Genomic DNA, 18,622 nt, shown 5'->3' with positions numbered 1-18,622 from the left:
TCAGTCATCCAGCGGTGCGGGCCACGAGGGGCCAGGCGCACCGGATCGCTCACACTATCCGGCCAGTTCAGCGTCGAACGACGCCGGTGACAAATTCCACTCCCCTACAACTGGGCAATCCGCCCCATTTCTTTGTGCGGGCGGTCTTGCGCTTGAGGATGTGTTTACTCGCAGGTCGTCCCGGCTGCCGTGTTGCCGCGGAAAGTGGGGTCGGGGCTCGGAGTCGCGGAAGGGTCCGCCGCCTGCTCGTCGCCGGGGTCGGTCTCCGGCTCCTCGCGAGTCACTTGGAGGGGTGCGTCCGTTCGGAGTCGGGTGAAGAGTTCTTCCGCCGCCGGCTCGACGAGTTCATCCCGATTGGCGTCGTAGGCATACGACCGCCGGGGCACCGTGAGGAACTGCACCTGTTCTGTGGGGATGTTGCGCATGCCGCGCACCAGTTCGTACAAACCACGCAAACTCGCGAGTTCCGGGTCGGTCGTCAGAGAAGAAGTGGCCGCGTCGAGAACGGGATAGAGCTTCGCCGGATTCAGCAGGACGTCATTGCTCTGCACCTTGTTGACGAGTGCCGCGAGGAACTGCTGCTGGCGGTCCATCCGGTCGGTGTCGCTGCCGTTGCCGATGCTCTTGCGCGCCCGCACATAGCCGAGCGCCTGCTCGCCGTTCAGGGTCTGCCGTCCCGCGGCGATCTTCAGACGGGCGTCGCGGTCGTTGATCGGCGCCTTGAGGCAGACCTGTACGCCGTCGACCGCGTCGACCATGTCCTTGAATCCGGCGAAGTCCACCACCATGTGATGGTCGACGCGGATCTTCGTCATCTTCTCGACCGTACGGATGGTGCAGGCCGTCCCGCCGAACTGGAAGGCCCAGTTGAACTGGGCGAACTGGGCCCGCGTCCGCGAACCGTCGCTCTTGCGGCAGCGGGGTATGTCCACCATCACGTCCCGCGGGATCGACACCGCGGTGGCGCTGCGCCGGTCGGCCGCGAGGTGCAGCAGGATCGTGGTGTCCGAGCGCTGGGTGCCCGGGTCGCGGCCGTACTTCTTGTTGCCGCGTCCGGAGCGGGTGTCCGAGCCGATCAGGAGAATGTTCTGCGCGCCGTTCACCAGCGCCGTCGGGCGCTCCTTCTCGTAGCGGGCGAGCTCCGCCGCGGCGTCGGTGTCCTTGGTGATGTTGCCGTCGAGCTTCTTGTAGACCGCCCAGCCCGCACCCCCGGCCGCCAGGACCAGCCCGGCGGCCCCCACGGCCGTCCAGCGCAGCCAGCGCCGCCTGCGCCGGGCGACGCCCTCACCGGTGGGGCTGGAGCCCGCGCCGGGTGCGTACGTCGCCGACGGCTCAGGCGGGCCGCCGTCGGCGTCCGGGCGCTCCGGTCCGGCGGGCATGCCTGCGGTGTCGGACACGTGTACGGCCACCCCTCATCGCGACGTCGGTGCATGGTGCGCTCTTATGACCATGGACCGACGCGACGCCGGTGGCCTGCGGGCCAGGGGCGTGGGTGGGCCGAACGGGGGAGGCGAGGGGGCGCCCGACGACCTGGGCTACTTGGCGGTGGCCGTGACCCGCTCGTCCTCGATCCGCTTCGCCAGACCCGCCTCCGCGAGCTGGTCGAGGTGGCGGCAGAGCACCACGGAGCCGCCCGCCGCCAGCGGGGCGTACAGGCCGGAGCTGAGGCCCTCCCAGGTGCCGTACGACAGCCCCGAGAGGAGCCGCGAGCCGGGCGTGAGCCCCAGCGCGCCGGCGTCGGCGCGGGCCCGCTCCACCAGTTCCGCACCCGTCAGCTCCCCGGTCCCGCCGACGGCGAGGGCGGGCTCCGCCGGGTCCACGGGCGCGTACGGCACGAAGCGGTCGCCCTGGCTCGGCACCTCGACCGCGTAGTCCACGAAGCCGTCGGGGGTCTGCGGGAAGCGGCCGCCGAGCGGCCGGAGCGCGAGCGCGACCCGCTCCCCGGAGCAGGTGCGCGCCACGTCCAGGGAGTCGGGCCCGCTGACGACGAGGTCGGCGCCCGCGGGGTCGCCGCCCACGTCCGCGACGACGCCGACGGACGAACAGGCGAGCAGCCAGACCGCCGTCTGCCAGTGCGCGGGCAGCAGCAGGGCGAGCCGGTCGCCGGGCTGGGCGGCGAGATCGTCCTGGAGCAGATTGGCGGTCTTGGCCACCCAATTGGCGAAGGTGGCCACGGACAATTCGACGCGCTCGCCCGTGGCGTCGTCGTAGAAGGTGATGAGCGGGCGGCCCGGGTCCGCGGCGAGCGCGGATCGCAGCAGGTCGGCAGGGGTGCGGTCGGTGGCGTTCACGGGCGCAAGGGTACGCGCGTGCCCTTGCGCCCCGGGTGCGGCGGGGGAGCGGCGGACACCGGTTCGGCGGACAGCAACCGACGGACCGTCAATTCCCCAATGGACAGATCTGTCCCGCTATGCCAACTATCAGTTGTATGCGTGGATTTCTAGCTTCCTCGATCGGCGTCACGTGCGCGGCCGCCCTGGCCCTCCCCCTGACCCTGCCGTCGTCCGGCGCCCGCGCCGCGACCCCGGCCGCGGAGTCGCCCGCCGGGCCCTCCGCGGAATCGGTGCCGGGCAGCACCCAGTCACTCCCGCTCACCCCACTCGGCTCCGACCGCTCGACGGGCGGCGGAGCATCCGTCGAACAGGGCCTGCTCCAGCGCGAGGTCCGCCCCTTCTCCCTGGTGGGCGTCATCTGGGACGACCCGGACGACGAACTGCACGGCAGCGTCCAGGTCCGTACCCGGGCGAACGGCACCAGTACCTGGTCCGGCTGGCAGCCCGTGGAGACGCACAACCACGAGCACGCCGCCGACCCGGACGACCCGGAGCGGGCCTCGGGCCGGGTCCGCGGCTCCACGGCACCGCTGTGGGTCGGCGACTCGGACGGGGTCGAGATCCGAGTGCGGGGCGAAATGGCGCAGCACCGCGGCGGCGCACACCCCTCCGCGGGACAGGCCCTGCCGACGGGCCTGCGCCTCGAACTCGTCGACCCCGGGGCCGAGCCGCCCCCGCAGGGCCCGGCACCCAAGGGCGCCGGCTCCACGGCCCTGACCGCCGAGACCGCCGCCTCCTCCGCGGTCAACGCCGACCTCGCCCCGCTCGGCGCCGACGTCATCCCGGCGCTCGGCAAGAAGGAGACGGAGTCCGACCTCATCGCGGCCCGCGGCGGCCCGGAGGAGGCCGCGGGCCAGGCCAGGCCCTACGTGGGACCGCGGCCGCGGATCACCACGCGCAAGGGCTGGGGCGCGAACGAGAGGCTCCGCGAGAAGAACTTCGCGTACACCAAGACCGTCAAGGCGGCCTTCGTGCACCACAGCGCGTCCGGCAACAACTACCGCTGCTCACAGACCGGATCGGTGCTGCGCAGCATCTACCGCTTCCACGTCAAGAGCAGCGGCTGGCGTGACATCGGCTACAACTTCGCGGTCGACAAGTGCGGAAAGATCTACGAAGGACGTGCCGGAGGTGTGGCCAAGCCCGTCCTCGGGGCCCACACTCTCGGTTTCAACAGCAACAGCATGGGCATCGCCGTCATCGGCAGCTTCGGGTCCACCAGGCCGCCCGCGGCCTCGGTGAGGGCCATCGCCCGGCTGACCGCGTGGAAGCTCGGCCTGTACGGCGCCAACCCGCGCGGAAAGACATACCTGAGGTCCGGGGGAGGAAACCTGTACAAGAAGGGCCGCAACGTCCGGCTCCACGTGATCTCCGGGCACCGTGACGGATTCGCCACGGAATGCCCCGGCAGCAGGCTGTACCAGAAGCTGGGCAAGGCCCGGTCCACCTCGGCCCGCTACCAGGGCCGCTGAGTCCGCACCCGTACCACGAAGCACACCGCACGACCCGCACAGCGCACTGCACGATCTGCAAAGCCATCTGCATACACTGGCCGGCCGCGACTCAAGTTCGGCCGGCCCCAGCAGGAAGCAGAGACGACAGGTGACAGAAGCGATCCTCCTGGTCGGCGGCAAGGGAACCCGGCTGCGTCCGCTCACGGTGCACACCCCGAAACCCATGGTTCCGGCGGCGGGCGTCCCGTTCCTCACCCACCAGCTGGCGCGGGCCCGCGCGGCGGGCGTGGAGCACATCGTCCTGGCGACCTCGTACCTCGCCGAGGTCTTCGAGCCGTACTTCGGCGACGGCTCGGCCCTCGGCCTCCACATCGAGTACGTCACGGAGACCGAGCCCCTCGGCACGGGCGGCGCGATCCGCAACGTGGCGTCGCGCCTGCGCTCGGGACCCGACGAGCCGGTCCTGATCTTCAACGGCGACATCCTCACGGGCCTGGACATCCGCGCCCTCGTCTCCACGCACGAGGAGTCGGGGGCGGACGTCTCCCTGCACCTCACGAAGGTCACGGACCCGCGCGCGTACGGCCTCGTGCCGACCGACGGGACGGGCAGGGTGCAGGCCTTCCTGGAGAAGCCGCAGACGCCCGAGGAGATCGTCACCGACCAGATCAACGCGGGCGCGTACGTGTTCCGCCGCTCGGTCATCGACACCATCCCCGTGGGCCGCCCCGTCTCGGTCGAGCGCGAGACGTTCCCCGACCTGCTCGCCGCCGGGGCCCACCTCCAGGGCATGGTCGACTCGACGTACTGGCTCGACCTGGGCACACCCCAGGCCTTCGTGCGCGGCTCGGCCGACCTGGTGCTCGGCCGCGCCCCGTCCCCGGCGATCCCGGGCCGCTGCGGCGACCGCCTGGTCCTGCCGACCGCCACGGTCGCCCCCGACGCGAAGCTCACCGGCGGCACGGTGGTCGGCGAGCACGCGGTGATCGGCGAGGGCGCGCGGGTGGACGGCAGCACGGTCCTCGCGGGCGCGATCATCGAACCGAACGCGGTCGTCACGGACTCGCTGATCGGCGCGGGCGCGCGGGTGGGCGCACGCACGGTCCTGGCGGGCGCGGTGATCGGCGACGGCGCGGACGTGGGCGCCGACAACGAACTGCGCGACGGCGTACGGGTGTGGTGCGGGGCGGTGTTGCCGGCGGGTTCGGTGAGGTTCTCGTCGGACCAGTGACCACCAGCCCGTCCGGCGTTTGAGGACGAGCTCGGCGAAGCCGGTGATGCGGTAACCAGGCCCCTGCGCCGGAGCAGGTTTTCGGGAAGGGGCGGGGCTGGGGCCAAGGAAGCCCTTACCCTCGTACAGATGTCATCCCGTTTCGCCCCGCGCCCCACCCGCACCACAGTGCGCGGCGGCGAAACGGCGATCCCCCGAGCGGTGGGCCAGGGCGCACCCCGCCAGGCCACCACGGCCAGGACCCGCACCTGGACCCCGCCCTACCCCCTCAACCTGGGCCTGACGGTAGGCCCCCTGCGAAGGGGCCCCGCGGACCCCACGTTCCGTACGACGCCGGCCGGCGAAGCCTGGCGGGCGTGCCGCACCCCGGAGGGCCCCGGCACGCTCCGGGTGGCCCTGCGCGGCGACACGGTGGAGGCGGCGGCCTGGGGCCCGGGAGCGACCTGGCTCCTGGACCAACTCCCGAACCTCCTGGGCGAGTCGGACGCCCCGGAGGCGTTCGTCCCCCGCCACCGCCTCCTCGCGGTGACAGCACACCGCCGCCCCGGCCTCCGCCTGATCCGCACGGGCCTGGTCATGGAGTCCCTGATCCCGTCGATCCTGGAACAGAAGGTCACGACGGACGAGGCGTACCGCGCCTGGCGCCTCCTGGTCCGCAAGTACGGCGAACCGGCACCCGGCCCGGTCCCCGAGCAGCTGCGCATGTACGTCATGCCGGACCCGAGGACCTGGAGCCTGATCCCGTCCTGGGAGTGGCACAAGGCGGGCGTGGACGACAAACGAGCGTCGACGATCCTGCGTGCGGTGCGAGTGGCCGCGCGGCTGGAGGAGGCGGCGGCGATGGAACCGCTCAAGGCCCAGGCCCGCCTGGAACTGATCCCGGGCATCGGCCCGTGGACCTCGGCGGAGACGGTCCAGCGCAGCAACGGCGCCCCGGACGCGGTCACGGTCGGCGACCTCCACCTGCCGGGCATCATCGGCCACGCCCTCGCGGACAACCGCGAGGCGGACGACGAGGAAATGCTGCGCCTCCTGACCCCCTACGAGGGCCAACGCCACCGAGCGGCCCGCCTCATCCTCCTGAGCGGCCGCACCCCGTCCCGCAGAAAACCAAAAATGCCAAAAACGGACATCGCACTGCTCTAGAACGCTCCGTTCCGGGGCGCCCCGTAAGGGGCGCGGGGAACTGCGCGCCCAGCCCCCACAGCCGCGCACCCGAATCAAGCCCGGGCAGTATCGCGCTCAACGCCCAGGGGCGAGTCACCGCACGGCGACAAAGTCCCCCGCATCCCGCGCCCCCCGGGCGCCCGGCTCGACCGCCCCGTGTCCGACAGCCACCGCTCCCATCGGGTCCCACGACTCCGGAAGCCCGAGAACGTCCCGTACGACATCCCGGCAGAACATCGTCGACGAGACCCACGCGGACCCAAGACGCTCCCCGGCGAGGGCCACGAGGAAGTTCTGCACCCCGGCACCGGCCGCGACCACGAACATCTCCCGCTCGGCCGCGTCCCGCCGCTCGTCCCCGTACGTGTGCGAGCCGTCCATGACGAGGCAGGGCACCACCAGGTAGGGGGCCCTGCGCAGGACGTCTCCCCGGCGTACGCGCTTCGCGATGGACTCGGCGGACTTGCCGTCCCGCTCCAGATCGGCGACCCACGCGTCCCGCATCGCGTCGAGCAGCCGCACCCTGGAGTCCTCGGACTCCAGGAGGACGAACCGCCACGGCGTCGTGTGATGCGGCGCGGGCGCGGTCACCGCGGCGGCCACGGCCCGGCGCACGGCCCCGGGGTCCACGGGCTCGTCGGTGAACTCCCGCACGGTACGCCGCTGCGTCACCGCTTCCCGCACGGCCTCGGACGTGCCGAGCCGGAACATGTCGTCACGCGAGGACCGCACCATGGCGCGAGCCCCCTCGCCGGTCTCCCCGACGACGTGCGGCAGCCCGCGGACCACCGCGACCGGCAGCCCGCCGGCCTTCCCCTTGACGAGATCGCCCGCGGCGGCCAGCTCGTCCGCGGTGGCGACGACCGTAGCGCTCAGCGGATTGCCGTACGCGTCGACGCCGCCCCGCAGATCGTCCAGGACCCGCACGCCCGCCGCCCCGATGGCGACGTCCGTCAGGCCGTTGCGCCAGGGGCGCCCGAAGGTGTCGGTGATGACGATGCCGACGTCCGCGCCCAGCGCGTCCCGCAGTCCGTCCCGCACCGCTCGCGCCGACGCGTCGGCGTCCTCGGGCAGCAACAGGACGGTCCCGGCGGGCGTGTTGGAGGCGTCGACACCGGCGGCGGCCATCACGAGGCCCTGCCGGTTCTCGACGATGCGCAGGGTCCCGCGCCGCGCCACGACCCGTACGGTCTCGGAGTCGATGGCCGCCTCGCGGTCGCTCGCCTCGACGATCCGCCCCTCGGCCTTGCTGACGATCTTCGAGGTGACGAGGAGCACGTCCCCGTCGGCGAGCCCCGGTTCGGCGGCGGCGATCAGCTTGGCGAGGTCGTCCCCCTGCCGCACCTCGGGCAGTCCGGGCACGGCCCAGACCCGGAACGACGGCGAGGCCCCGGCCCCGGACCCGGCCTCGGAGATGAAGCTCACGCCCGCACCTCCTCCGCGAGGGCGAGCGCCGCACGCGCCATCTCGGCGGTCGCGTCGTCGTCGCTCATCATCAGCGGGATCGCCCGGCACCGGATGCCCGCCGACTCGACCCGTTCCACGACCCCGGCGTCCACGGTGTCGACGAGCCAGCCGTCGAGCAGCCCGCTTCCGTAGTGCTCGGCGACCGCGGCGGCGTTCGACTCCACGCCCACCGCGGCGAGCACCTTGTCGGCCATGCCGCGCACGGGCGCGTCCCCGACGATGGGGGAGAGCCCGACGACGGGCACGCCCGCGTCGGCGATGGCCTCGCGGATGCCCGGCACGGCGAGGATCGTCCCGACGCTCACCACGGGGTTGGACGGCGGGAAGAGCACGACGTCCGCCTCGGCGATCGCCTCCAGGACGCCCGGCGCGGGCTTGGCCTGGTCCGCGCCGACCGGCACCACGGCGTGCGCGTCCACGGACGCCCGAAGGCGCACCCAGTACTCCTGGAAGTGAATCGCCTTCTGCTCGCCGTCGACCGAGACGGCGACATGCGTCTCCACGCGGTCGTCCGACATGGGGATGAGCCGCACGCCGGGCTGCCACCGCTCGCACAGCGCCTGTGTCACCGCGCTGAGAGGGAATCCGGCGGCCAGCATCTGGGTCCGCACGATGTGCGTGGCGAAGTCACGGTCGCCGAGCCCGAACCACTCGGGCCCGACCCCGTACGCCGCGAGCTCTTCCTTGACCTTGAACGTCTCGTCCGTACGGCCCCAGCCCTGCTCTTCGTTGATGCCACCGCCGAGGGTGTACATCACGGTGTCGAGGTCGGGGCAGACCTTCAGCCCGAACAGGTGAATGTCGTCACCGGTGTTGCCGATGACGGTGATGTCCGCGTCAGGCGCGGATTTCTTGAGCCCGCGGAGGAAACGGGCGCCGCCGATACCGCCGGCCAGGACCACAATGCGCATGGGGCCAAGCATGTCAGGCAGGTACGACAGCGCGTCAGGCGGTTACGACATCTCCGGCCGCCGGGGCGGTGGCCCGCACGCCGCACTGCGCCGCGTGCATCGGCATGTCGGTCAGGCCGGGGTAGTAGATGTGCAGGCTGACGGCCGGTTCCAGGGAGTCGTTGACGACGTCGTGGACGTACCCGGGCGCGAACACGCGCTGGGACCCGGCGCCGAGCGCGCGCTGCCCGCGCTCCGTACGCTCCGTCAGTTCACCCTCCAGGACCGCCAGTACGCCGGAGGAGCGGCCGTGGTCGTGCGTGCCGCTGCCCTGTCCCGGCACCCAGGAGAGCAGCCAGACCTCGTATCCGGGCCCCGTGCGCAGGCGGTGGTACCAGCGGCTCGTCGCGTCGTACTCGACGAGGTGGGACCACTGGGCGCGGTCGGCCGCGATGGTGCGGGCCAGGCCGACGAACTCGGCCACGGTGGCCGGGTGCTCGCGGGCGGGCTGCAGGAGGTGGGTGACTTCGAGGATGTCGCCGGCGATCTGGAGGTCGCTGTCGCTGTTCATGGTGCGGTGGTTCCTCAACGTGAGTGCCAGGAGTCGCTAGGGAGCTGGTGCGAGGGAACAGAGGGGGCTACAGGCAAAGAGGGGAAAAGCGGCTCGGGCGGTGAAGCGCCGGAGCGGGCTCAACAGCTGGAAGCGGGTTGGCTCAACAGCTGGAACAGGAACAGAGACAGCGCGCGTGGGCAGCGCCGAGGAGCCCGCGGGTGCGGGTCGTCGGGAGTGCCAAGTTTGCGAGCATGCCCACTAGGACAGCCGCTCACACCTTCTCTGTCAACTCTATGTCCGGTATGTGGGATATGTTTCACCTCATCCGGTTGTTCTCTCAGGTGAAAGGTTTGTGCATGGGGTTCACGGGACACCCAGGGTCACATCGCGCTTCAACCGGCGCGTAAACCCCGGCGCACTCCCGTGACCCGAATGTGATCCCCTTCGCTTCGGTGGACCGGTCGCAACGGGATCGTTCCCCGTGACGTCCTTCCCTGGTGAAGGCGGTCGCGGGGTGCCTCGGGATGGGCCACCGGCAAGTGACGGGGTTTATGCCGATTTGAACACTTTCCGCATTACCTTGGTTCCGCAGGGTGAATAAGGGGCCCAATAGCAGATCTCGGCTTGACTGGCCCGGATCGGCACACTTGTAATTTCACTCGTGTCGTTCAGCCGAAATCGGTAACGGCAAGCACCACGGGGACGCACAGACAGACGAGGGGCGCACATGACCGAGCTGGTTCAGGAACTGCTGGTCGAGGACGCGGACGAGGAACTCGGCTGGCAGGAGCGCGCGCTGTGCGCCCAGACCGATCCCGAGTCCTTCTTCCCCGAGAAGGGCGGCTCCACGCGAGAGGCCAAGAAGGTCTGCCTCGCCTGTGAGGTTCGCTCGGAATGCCTTGAGTACGCACTGGCGAACGACGAGCGGTTCGGAATCTGGGGCGGCCTTTCGGAGCGGGAACGCCGCCGTCTGAAGAAGGCCGCCGTCTGAACACCAGCTGGATCCGCCCGACCAAACGGCACACACCCCTACGTAAGGAACAGCCCGTCGCCCGTGGGTTATCCACAGGCGGCGGGCTGTTGTGATGCCAGCCGTTAGTGTGGGGCCCCGTCCGAGACGCCCCGGCGCCCCCATGAAGCGCAGGCGTCCACCGCAGTCCATCGAACCGGGGCCCGTACCTCGATGTCCGTGCACAGCCATTCGGCAGCCAGTCACCAAGACGCCGCTGCCGCTCCTGAGTTCCCGCGGCATGTAGTCACCGCCGTGATCGTCTCCCACGACGGCGCCCGCTGGCTGCCCGACGCCCTCGCCGGGCTGCTCGGCCAGGAGCGCCCGGTGCAGAACGCCGTGGCCGCGGACACCGGCAGCGCGGACGACTCCGCCCGCCTGGTCACCGAGGCACTCGGCCCCGACCGCGTCCTGCACCTGGCCCGGCGCTCCGGCTTCGGCACCGCCGTCGACGAGGCGAACCGCACCGCCGGCGTGCTGACCCCGGAAGAGCTGCCCTACCTGAAGCGCCCCAGCGGCTGGGACCCGGTCAGCCGGACCTGGCGCGACGACGCCTACGACCTCCCCGAACTGCCCCACGGCGAGCCCGAACAGTGGCTGTGGCTGCTGCACGACGACTGCGCGCCCGAGCCCGGCGCCCTCGCCGAACTGCTCCGCGTCGTGGAGAACGAACGCGAGGTCGGCAAGGACGTCGCGATCGTCGGCCCCAAGCTGCGTGGCTGGTACGACCGCCGCCAGCTCCTCGAGGTCGGCGTCTCCGTCGCCAACAGCGGCCGCCGCTGGACCGGCATCGACCGGCGCGAGCAGGACCAGGGCCAGCACGACCACGTACGGCCCGTGCTCTCGGTGTCCACCGCGGGCATGCTGATCCGGCGGGACGTCTTCGACGAACTCGGCGGGTTCGACCGGCGCCTGCCGCTCATGCGGGACGACCTCGACCTGTGCTGGCGCGCGCAGAACGCGGGCCACCGCGTCCTCATCGCCCCCGAAGCCGTCGTCCGGCACGCCGAGGCCTCCTCGCGCGAGCGCCGCACCGTCGACTGCGTCGGGCGTACGTCGACGTCGCCGCACCGCGTGGACAAGGCGGGCGCCGCCTACACCCTGCTCGTCAACGCCCGTACGGCCGTGCTGCCCTGGGTGCTCCTGCGGCTCGTCCTGGGCACCCTGCTGCGCACCGTGGCGTATCTGGTCGGCAAGGTCCCGGGCCAGGCGGTCGACGAGGTCGCCGGTCTCCTGGGGACACTGCTGCGGCCCGGACGGATCGTCAGCGCCCGCAAGGAGCGCGGCAAGTCGGTGCTCGAACCGTCCGAGATGCGGCCGCTCTTCCCGCCGCCGGGCGCCACCGTGCGCGCCACCGTCGAACAGGTGGCGGGCAACATCGTCGGCCGCTCCGACCCCGAGGCCGTCACCGGCGCGGGGCGGCACGGGGCCGTCGAGACCGGACCCGGCGGCGACGACGCGGACTTCCTCCAGGTCGAGCAGTTCGCCCGCCTCAAGCGCCTGGCCCGCAAGCCGGGCCCGATGCTCTTCGTGGTGCTCCTGTTCGCCTCGCTCATCGCCTGCCGCGAACTCCTCGGCAGCGGTGCGCTCGCGGGCGGCGCGCTGCTGCCCGCCCCCGGTGACTCCTCGGCCCTCTGGGCGCGCTATCTCGACGCCTGGCACCCGGTCGGCACCGGCGGCACCCAGTCGGCGCCGCCCTACCTCGCGCTCGTCGCGGGGCTCAGCAGCCTGCTGTTCGGGTCCACCGGGCTCGCGGTCACGGTGCTCCTGGTGGGCTCGGTGCCGCTGGCCGGCTTCGCCGCCTACTTCGCCTCACGGCCGCTGGTCGAGTCGCGTCTGCTGCGCGCCTGGGCCTCCGTCGCGTACGCCTTCCTGCCGGCCGCCACGGGCGCGCTCGCCGGCGGGCGCATCGGCACCGCCGTCCTCGCGATCCTGCTGCCGCTCATGGCGCGCGCGGGCGTCGCGGCGAGCGGCCTAGCCTCCCCGGAGGGCACGCGCGGAAGCTGGCGCGCCTCGTGGGCGTTCGCCCTGCTCCTGACGCTCACCACCGCCTTCACGCCGATCGTGTGGCCGGTCGCCCTGGTGCTCGGCCTCGCACTCCTCGTGGTGCGCAGGGGCGACATCACCGCGTACGGCCTGCGGTTCCTCGCCGCGCTCGGCACCCCGCTCCTGGTCCTCGCGCCCTGGTCGCTCTCGCTGCTGCCCTTCGGCTTCTTCGGTGAGGCGGGACTCGCCTTCGGCGTCGGCTCCGCGACGGGGCTCGACCTGCTCGGGAGCAGCCCCGGCGGCCCCGGCACCGTGGACGGGCTGCTGCTCATCGGCATCGTGCTCGCCGCCCTGGCCGCGCTCCTGCGCACGGAGCGGCAGCTCGCCGTCCGCACAGCCTGGATCGTCGCGCTGGTCTCCCTGGTCTTCGCCGCGCTCTCGAACAGCTCGGCGTGGGCGGGCCCCGCGACCCTCGGGTACGGCCTCGCGCTCCTCGCCGCCGCCGCGCTCGGCGCCGACGGCGCACGCACGCGTGTCGCCGAGCAGAGCTTCGGCTGGCGCCAGCCGGTCGCCGTCTTCATCGCCTTCGCGGCGGCCGCCGGGCCGCTGCTCGTCGCCGCCGGGTGGATGATCCGCGGCGCCGACGGCCCCCTGGAGCGGCGCGACCCGGTCCAGGTGCCCGCGTTCGTCGCCGAGGAGAGCGGCACGCAGGATCAGGCCCGCACGCTCGTCCTGGACAGCGAATCGGCCGCCCAGGTGTCGTACACCCTCGTCCGCGGCTCGGGCGCCCGCCTCGGCGACGCCGAACTCGCCGACGCGGGCGGCTCGAACGGGCACCTGGACAAGATCGTCGCCCGGCTCCTCGCGGGTTCCGGTGCCGACCAGGCCGACCAGCTCGGCGGCTTCGCCGTGCGCTACGTCCTCGTACGCGAGGGCGCGCCCCGCCAGATGAGCCGCACCCTGGACTCCACCCCCGGCCTGACCCGGCTCTCCCAGGAGGACGGCAGCGCCCTGTGGCGCGTGGACCGGCAGGTCGCGCGCGCCGCGATCGTCCCCGAGACGGGCGATCCGCTGCCGGTGGCCGCGGGTCCCGTGGAGCTGCACACGAACATCCCGGCCGGAGACGAGGGCCGCACCCTGCGGCTCGCCGACGCCGTCGACGAGGGCTGGACGGCGACCCTGGACGGCCGCACGCTGACCCCGACCACCCTTGACGGCTGGGCGCAGGGCTTCGAACTGCCCGCTTCGGGCGGCCGCCTGGACGTCACGCACGCGACGCCCGTGGGGCACACGGGATGGCTCTGGGCCCAGGGCGCGCTCGCCGTGGTCCTGGTGGTCCTCGCCCTTCCCGGCCGCCGCCGCGACGTGGACGACGACCTCCCCGAGGAGGCCGTCGTCCCGGCGGAGCCCGTCGAGGGCGAGGGGCGCAGGGCCCGCAGGCTGCGGGCCGCGCAGGCCGAGCAGGACGCCGCGCAGGGAGGCGCCGGGCAGGACGACGCCGGTACTCCGCCTCCTCCTCCGGAGGAGGAAGGTGCCTACGCCGCGGTGCCCCAGCAGCAGTCGCAGTCGCACGACGAGTGGCAGGCCGCCGACGCGGGCGCCGGCTACGGCACGTACCAGGGCGAGCAGCAGTACGAGGACGCCCAGTACCCCGCGGGTGCGTACGACCAGCCCGCGTACCAGGACCCCTACCAGGGCGGCCAGTACGACCCGTACGCCTACGGAGGCGCACAGGGTGCGCAGGGCGGCGCCGAGCAGTACGGCCAGGCGTTCGACGCCACGTACGGTCAGCAGCCCCCGATGCCGCCCCAGCCCCCGCAGCCGCCGCACGGCACCGACAGTGAGCGCCCCGACGGGAGCCAGCAGTGAACCGCACGACCCAGTCCCTGATCGCCGCCGCGGCCGCGCTCGCCGCGGTCACCGGGTTCGCCGTGGCCAACGCGCCCGACGGCAGCGGCGACGACGGCGCGAAGGCGGCCGCGCGGCTGCCCGTGGAGCGCACCAGCCTGCTCTGCCCGGTGCCCAGCTCCTCCGACCTCGCCGAGACCACGTACACGGCGTTCACGCCCGAGGGCGAGGGCTCCGGCAAGACGGGCAAGGCGGAACTGATGCCCGCCACCAGGGCGTTGAAGGTCACCCCTGAGGACGAGGCCGGAAAAGAGACGAAGAAGGAAGACAAGCCCTTCCTGACCTCCAAGGCGCCCGGCAAGCCGGTCACCGGCGAGGAGACCGGGGGCGAGTCACCCTCGCTCCTGGGCACCGCGGACGGCCGTCTTGCCCCCGGCTGGACCGTCCAGCAGACCACCAAGTACGCGGTGGGCAGCGGCCGCGGCATCCAGGGCACCAACTGCACGGCGCCCGACACGGACTTCTGGTTCCCGGGCGCGAGCACCGCCAAGGACCGCAGTGACTACGTCCACCTGACCAACCCGGACGACTCGGCGGCGGTCGTCGACGTCGAGCTGTACGGCAAGGACGGCGCCCTCAAGACCGAGGTGGGCGAGGCGATCCAGGTCCAGCCGCACTCCAGCGTCCCGGTCCTGCTGTCCACGCTCGCGGCCAAGGAACACACCAACCTCACGATGCACGTGACCGCGCGCAGCGGCCGGGTCGCGGCCGCCGTGCAGTCGTCGGACGACAAGCTCGGCGGCGACTGGCTGCCCGCGTCCGCCGACCCCGCGAGCCGCCTGGTCCTGCCCGGCATCCCCAAGGACGCCACTTCGGTACGCCTGGTCGCCTTCACCCCCGGCGCCGACGACGCCGACCTGAAGGTCCAACTTGCCTCGCCCACCGGTTCGATCAGCCCCGCCGGGCACGCGAACCTGCACGTCAAGTCCGGCATGACGACAGCCGTGGACCTCGGCGACGTCACCAAGGGCGAGGCGGGCTCGCTGATCCTGACGCCGACGGAGGAGGCGACGCCCGTGGTGGCCGCCCTGCGCGTCACCCGGGGCAAGGGCGCCGACCAGGAGACGGCGTTCATCCCCGCGACGAGCGCCATCGGCACGCGCGCGACGGTGGCCGACAACCGGGCCAAGGGCTCCACGCTGTCGCTCGTGGCCCCGGGCGAGACCGGCAAGGTGAAGGTCACGGCGTCGGAGGGCAGCGAGGGCGGCTCGCCGACGACCAAGACGTACACGGTCAAGGGCGGGACGACCCTGGGGATCAAGGCGCCCGTGCCGAGCGGTCTCAAGGGCACGTACGCGCTCACGGTGGAGCCGGTGTCGGGGGGAGACGTCCATGCCTCCCGCATGCTGGAGGACCCGGAGGACGGCGTCCCCATGTTCACCGTCCAGACCCTGCCGGACGACAGGGGCATGGTGTCGGTGCCGCATGCGAAACAGGATCTGAAGGTGCTGCAGAAGTAGGCCCGGGGGCCCGTCGACCGGGGCGGGGGAGCCCGTCAGGAGTCTTCCCCGTACCGCGGGTCGACCGACTCGGGCGAGAGCCCGAGGAGCTCGGCGACCTGCTCGACGACCACTTCGTGTACGAGCGCGGCCCGCTCGTCCCGCCCCTTGGTGCGGATCTCCACCGGCCGCCGGTAGATGACCACCCGCGCGGGACGGTCACCGGCCGCCTCGATCGTGCCGCCCAACGGCACGACGTCATCGCTCCAGTCGTCCTCGCCCGCGCCCCCGCCCCGCCCCAGCGCGGGCACCTCGAGGACCAGGAAGTCGATCTCGCTCAGCTGCGGCCAGCGCCGCTCGAGGCGTTCCACGGAGTCCTGCACCAGATCGGTGAAGACCTCGGCGCGGCTGGCGGACAGCGGCACCTGGGGCGGCGCCACGGGTCCGCGCATGCCCCTGCCGTGGCGGTCGCGGCGGCGGGGCCTCGGGTCTGCGGTGCGGGGCTGTACGGGGTCGTCCATCACTGACGAAGAGTAGTCCTCGAGATCGGCGTTTCCGCACAGCTTCCACCGGGCTTCCACACTGCTTCCGTGCTGCTTTCGCACTGCTTCCGTACTGCCCCCGTACGGCTTCCGTCCGGCGCGCCGCATGTCGTCCGATGACCATTCCGGCCAGGGTTGGGCCCGATTCCGTATCTCTCCGGGACCGTCGACCTCGCGATGAATGACGGTATTTGCGCCAAGTAGTGACCGGATTCAACACCACCGGCCACTCGGGCCCCTTGTGTCACCGCAGGTCAGCGACGCGCCGCGGGAGCGTGCGGTGGCGGGGATCACGGCACGACACGGTGGGGTGACCTCGCGGAGAGTCGTCGCGGCCCGCTCAAGAGTGCGGTACCGTCCAACATCGTGAGCCCTGTACGTCGCTGTTCGCGCACCGCTTGCGGCCGTCCCGCCGTCGCGACGCTGACGTACGTCTACGCCGACTCGACCGCGGTCCTCGGCCCCCTCGCCACCTACGCCGAACCCCACTGCTACGACCTCTGTGCCGAGCACTCCGAGCGCCTCACCGCGCCCCGTGGCTGGGAGGTCGTCCGGCTCGCCGACTCCTCCGGTCCGGCCCGGCCCAGCGGTGACGACCTCGAAGCGCTCGCCAACGCGGTGCGCGAGGCGGCCCGCCCGCAGGAGCGCGCCGCGGAGGCCGGTGGCGGCGCGCGCAGGGCGGACCCGATGGAGGTCGCGCGCCGCGGCCATCTGCGGGTGCTGCGCTCACCGGATTCCTGAACCGCCCCTCTCCTTGCTGAACGGCCCTCTCCGGAGACCCCTGTCGTTCATCGCTGAACAAGTTTTCTTGTACGACCCATTGACGTGCCCATGTCGGCGACTCGACCATTCCCCCAGCCGTGAGAGATCACGTTCCACATCGCGGAATACGGAAATGGAACCGGGGAGCCGCCCGTGTACGTGCAGCAGCTGGAGCCCGTGGCCGATTCGCTCGGCCTGTCCGCCCTCGTCGCGACCCTGCCCCTCCTGACCGTCCTCGTCCTGCTCGGCGCCGTCCGCATGAAGGCCCACCACGCGGGCCTCATCGGCCTCGGCGTCGCCGCCCTCGTCGCCTGGATCGCGTACGGGATGCCGCTCGGCCAGACCGCCTCCGGCGCCGCACAGGGTGTCCTCTTCGGGCTTTTCCCCATCCTGTGGATCGTCGTCAACGCCCTGTGGGTGTACCGGATGACGGTCCGCACCCGGCACTTCGACATCCTGCGCCGCTCCTTCGGACGGCTGTCGGACGATCCGCGCATCCAGGCACTCGTCGTGGCCTTCTGCTTCGGGGCGCTCCTGGAGGCGCTCGCCGGCTTCGGGGCACCCGTCGCGATCTCCGCGGTGATGCTGGTGGCGCTCGGCTTCGACCCCGTGAAGGCCGCCGTGGTCGCCCTCGTGGCCAACACCGCGCCCGTCGCGTTCGGCGCCATGGGCACCCCCGTGGTGACACTCGCGCAGGTCACCGGGCTTCCGCTGGACACCGTCGCCACGGTCGTCGGCCGCCAGACGCCGCTGCTCGCCCTCGTCGTGCCGCTGCTCCTGGTCTTCCTGGTGGACGGGCGGCGCGGGCTGCGCGAGACCTGGGTGCCCGCCCTGGTGTGCGGATTCGCCTTCGCCGCCGCGCAGTTCGCCGCGTCCAACTACGTCTCGGCCCAACTGGCCGACATCGGGGCGGCGCTGGCCGGCGCGGGCGCCCTGATGGCGGTCCCCGGCGCGCGCAAGCCCGCCACGGAGCCCGTACGGGTCGCCGTCCTCACCGGCGCCCGCAGCGAGGACCTGGACCAGGACGACCCGCGCCCCGAGATCCTGCGCGCCTACGCCCCGTACGCCCTGATCGTGGCCATCTTCTCGGTCGCCCAGATCCCGCCGGTCAAGGACTTCCTCGCCAAGGCGACGCAGACCTTCGACTGGCCTTTCCTGAACGTCGCCGGCCCCGACGGGGGCCCGGTGAGCGGCAACCTCTTCTCGCTGCCGCTCGTGGCGACGGGCGGGACGCTCGTGCTGCTCGCCGGTGTGGGCACGGCCGCCGTCATCGGGGTGCACGCGCGCGTGGCGGTGCGGGAGTGGCTCGCGACCGTGCACGAACTGCGGTTCGCGATCCTCACCGTGACGTCCGTGCTGGCCCTCGCGTACGTGATGAACCTGTCCGGGCAGGCCGCCACCATCGGCCACTTCGTGGCGGCGGCGGGCGCGGGGCTGGCCTTCCTGTCGCCGGTGCTCGGCTGGTTCGGCGTCGCGGTCTCCGGCTCGGACACCTCGGCCAACGCGCTCTTCGGCGCCCTCCAGGTGACGGCGGCTCAGCAGTCCGGGCTCTCGCCCGAACTGCTCGCGGCCGCCAACAGTTCCGGCGGTGTGCTCGGCAAGATGATCTCCCCGCAGAATCTGACGATCGCGTGCGCGGCGGTCGGACTCGCGGGCAAGGAGGGCGATCTGCTCCGCAAGGTGCTGCCCTGGAGCCTCGGTCTGCTCCTGGTGATGTGCCTGATCGTCGTGGGACAGAGCACGGTGGTGCTCGGCTGGATGCTGCCGTGACGCGCGCCTGACCTCCGGCTGACGGAGCTTGACGCCGCTCACAGCCTGCTGTCAGTTGTTGCGGGTAGTTTGGGGTGACCGGCGAGCACTCGACCGAGTGCTTTCCGAAAC

The 18,622-nt window shown here is 72.2% G+C and carries 14 protein-coding genes; 8 read left to right on the top strand and 6 right to left on the bottom strand.

Features of this window, described 5'->3' with window-relative positions; translation table 11 throughout:
• Window positions 1-164: 164 nt before the first annotated feature.
• Together AB0I66_RS32670 and AB0I66_RS32665 are read right to left on the bottom strand one after the other, a co-directional pair.
• Entirely contained in the window at window positions 165-1,397 is a 1,233-nt protein-coding gene (locus AB0I66_RS32670) for an LCP family protein (RefSeq protein WP_363211598.1), read from the bottom strand.
• Window positions 1,398-1,535: 138 nt separating this feature from the next.
• Window positions 1,536-2,291, bottom strand: a complete 756-nt coding sequence (locus AB0I66_RS32665) for a TIGR03089 family protein (RefSeq protein WP_363211597.1) — start codon at window positions 2,289-2,291, stop codon at window positions 1,536-1,538.
• Between the two features lie 137 nt (window positions 2,292-2,428).
• On the opposite strand from AB0I66_RS32665, the gene AB0I66_RS32660 reads away from it, so the two are divergent.
• The 3 genes from AB0I66_RS32660 (at window position 2,429) to AB0I66_RS32650 (ending at window position 6,164) form a co-directional block, all read left to right on the top strand.
• Window positions 2,429-3,805 carry a peptidoglycan recognition protein gene (locus tag AB0I66_RS32660; protein ID WP_363211596.1) on the top strand — a complete coding sequence of 459 codons (1,377 nt, stop codon included), beginning with the start codon at window positions 2,429-2,431 and terminating at the stop codon, window positions 3,803-3,805.
• A gap of 130 nt (window positions 3,806-3,935) precedes the next feature.
• Window positions 3,936-5,018, top strand: coding sequence for an NDP-sugar synthase (locus tag AB0I66_RS32655; protein ID WP_363211595.1), 1,083 nt, complete (start codon window positions 3,936-3,938; stop codon window positions 5,016-5,018).
• Between the two features lie 129 nt (window positions 5,019-5,147).
• A complete protein-coding gene (locus AB0I66_RS32650) occupies window positions 5,148-6,164 on the top strand; it encodes a DNA-3-methyladenine glycosylase 2 family protein (protein WP_363211594.1) in 1,017 nt (338 codons plus the stop codon).
• 114 nt (window positions 6,165-6,278) lie between these two features.
• On the opposite strand, the gene AB0I66_RS32645 is transcribed toward AB0I66_RS32650, so the two are convergent.
• From AB0I66_RS32645 to AB0I66_RS32635, 3 genes are read right to left on the bottom strand one after another with little or no spacing between them, the layout of a single operon-like run.
• Window positions 6,279-7,601 carry a coenzyme F420-0:L-glutamate ligase gene (locus AB0I66_RS32645; RefSeq protein WP_363211958.1) on the bottom strand — a complete coding sequence of 441 codons (1,323 nt, stop codon included), beginning with the start codon at window positions 7,599-7,601 and terminating at the stop codon, window positions 6,279-6,281.
• A gap of 5 nt (window positions 7,602-7,606) precedes the next feature.
• The gene (gene cofD, locus AB0I66_RS32640) at window positions 7,607-8,563 is read right to left on the bottom strand and encodes a 2-phospho-L-lactate transferase (protein ID WP_363211593.1); all 957 of its coding nucleotides are present in this window, start codon (window positions 8,561-8,563) and stop codon (window positions 7,607-7,609) included.
• A 34-nt stretch (window positions 8,564-8,597) separates the two neighbouring features.
• The gene (locus tag AB0I66_RS32635) at window positions 8,598-9,113 is read right to left on the bottom strand and encodes a cysteine dioxygenase family protein (RefSeq protein WP_363211592.1); all 516 of its coding nucleotides are present in this window, start codon (window positions 9,111-9,113) and stop codon (window positions 8,598-8,600) included.
• Window positions 9,114-9,822: 709 nt separating this feature from the next.
• Between AB0I66_RS32635 and AB0I66_RS32630 the strand changes: the two genes are divergently transcribed.
• The 3 genes from AB0I66_RS32630 (at window position 9,823) to AB0I66_RS32620 (ending at window position 15,458) form a co-directional block, all read left to right on the top strand.
• The gene (locus AB0I66_RS32630) at window positions 9,823-10,086 is read left to right on the top strand and encodes a WhiB family transcriptional regulator (protein ID WP_016642094.1); all 264 of its coding nucleotides are present in this window, start codon (window positions 9,823-9,825) and stop codon (window positions 10,084-10,086) included.
• Between the two features lie 192 nt (window positions 10,087-10,278).
• Window positions 10,279-13,959, top strand: coding sequence for a glycosyltransferase family 2 protein (locus tag AB0I66_RS32625; RefSeq protein ID WP_363211591.1), 3,681 nt, complete (start codon window positions 10,279-10,281; stop codon window positions 13,957-13,959).
• Window positions 13,956-15,458 carry a DUF5719 family protein gene (locus AB0I66_RS32620; RefSeq protein ID WP_363211590.1) on the top strand — a complete coding sequence of 501 codons (1,503 nt, stop codon included), beginning with the start codon at window positions 13,956-13,958 and terminating at the stop codon, window positions 15,456-15,458. The genes AB0I66_RS32625 and AB0I66_RS32620 overlap by 4 nt, the downstream gene beginning before the upstream one ends.
• Window positions 15,459-15,493: 35 nt before the next feature.
• Here the strand turns inward: AB0I66_RS32620 and AB0I66_RS32615 are convergent, their stop codons facing one another.
• Window positions 15,494-15,958 (bottom strand): metallopeptidase family protein, encoded by a 465-nt coding sequence (locus AB0I66_RS32615; RefSeq protein ID WP_363211957.1) that lies wholly within the window; start codon window positions 15,956-15,958, stop codon window positions 15,494-15,496.
• A 384-nt stretch (window positions 15,959-16,342) separates the two neighbouring features.
• On the opposite strand from AB0I66_RS32615, the gene AB0I66_RS32610 reads away from it, so the two are divergent.
• Together AB0I66_RS32610 and AB0I66_RS32605 are read left to right on the top strand one after the other, a co-directional pair.
• Window positions 16,343-16,720 (top strand): DUF3499 domain-containing protein, encoded by a 378-nt coding sequence (locus AB0I66_RS32610; RefSeq protein ID WP_363211956.1) that lies wholly within the window; start codon window positions 16,343-16,345, stop codon window positions 16,718-16,720.
• Between the two features lie 174 nt (window positions 16,721-16,894).
• Window positions 16,895-18,511, top strand: a complete 1,617-nt coding sequence (locus AB0I66_RS32605) for an L-lactate permease (protein ID WP_363211589.1) — start codon at window positions 16,895-16,897, stop codon at window positions 18,509-18,511.
• Window positions 18,512-18,622 lie beyond the last annotated feature (111 nt).

It is taken from the genome of Streptomyces sp. NPDC050439 (genome assembly GCF_040655335.1).
In the GTDB taxonomy this organism is placed as follows: domain Bacteria; phylum Actinomycetota; class Actinomycetes; order Streptomycetales; family Streptomycetaceae; genus Streptomyces.
This window is presented reverse-complemented; position numbering and strand designations above follow the sequence as displayed.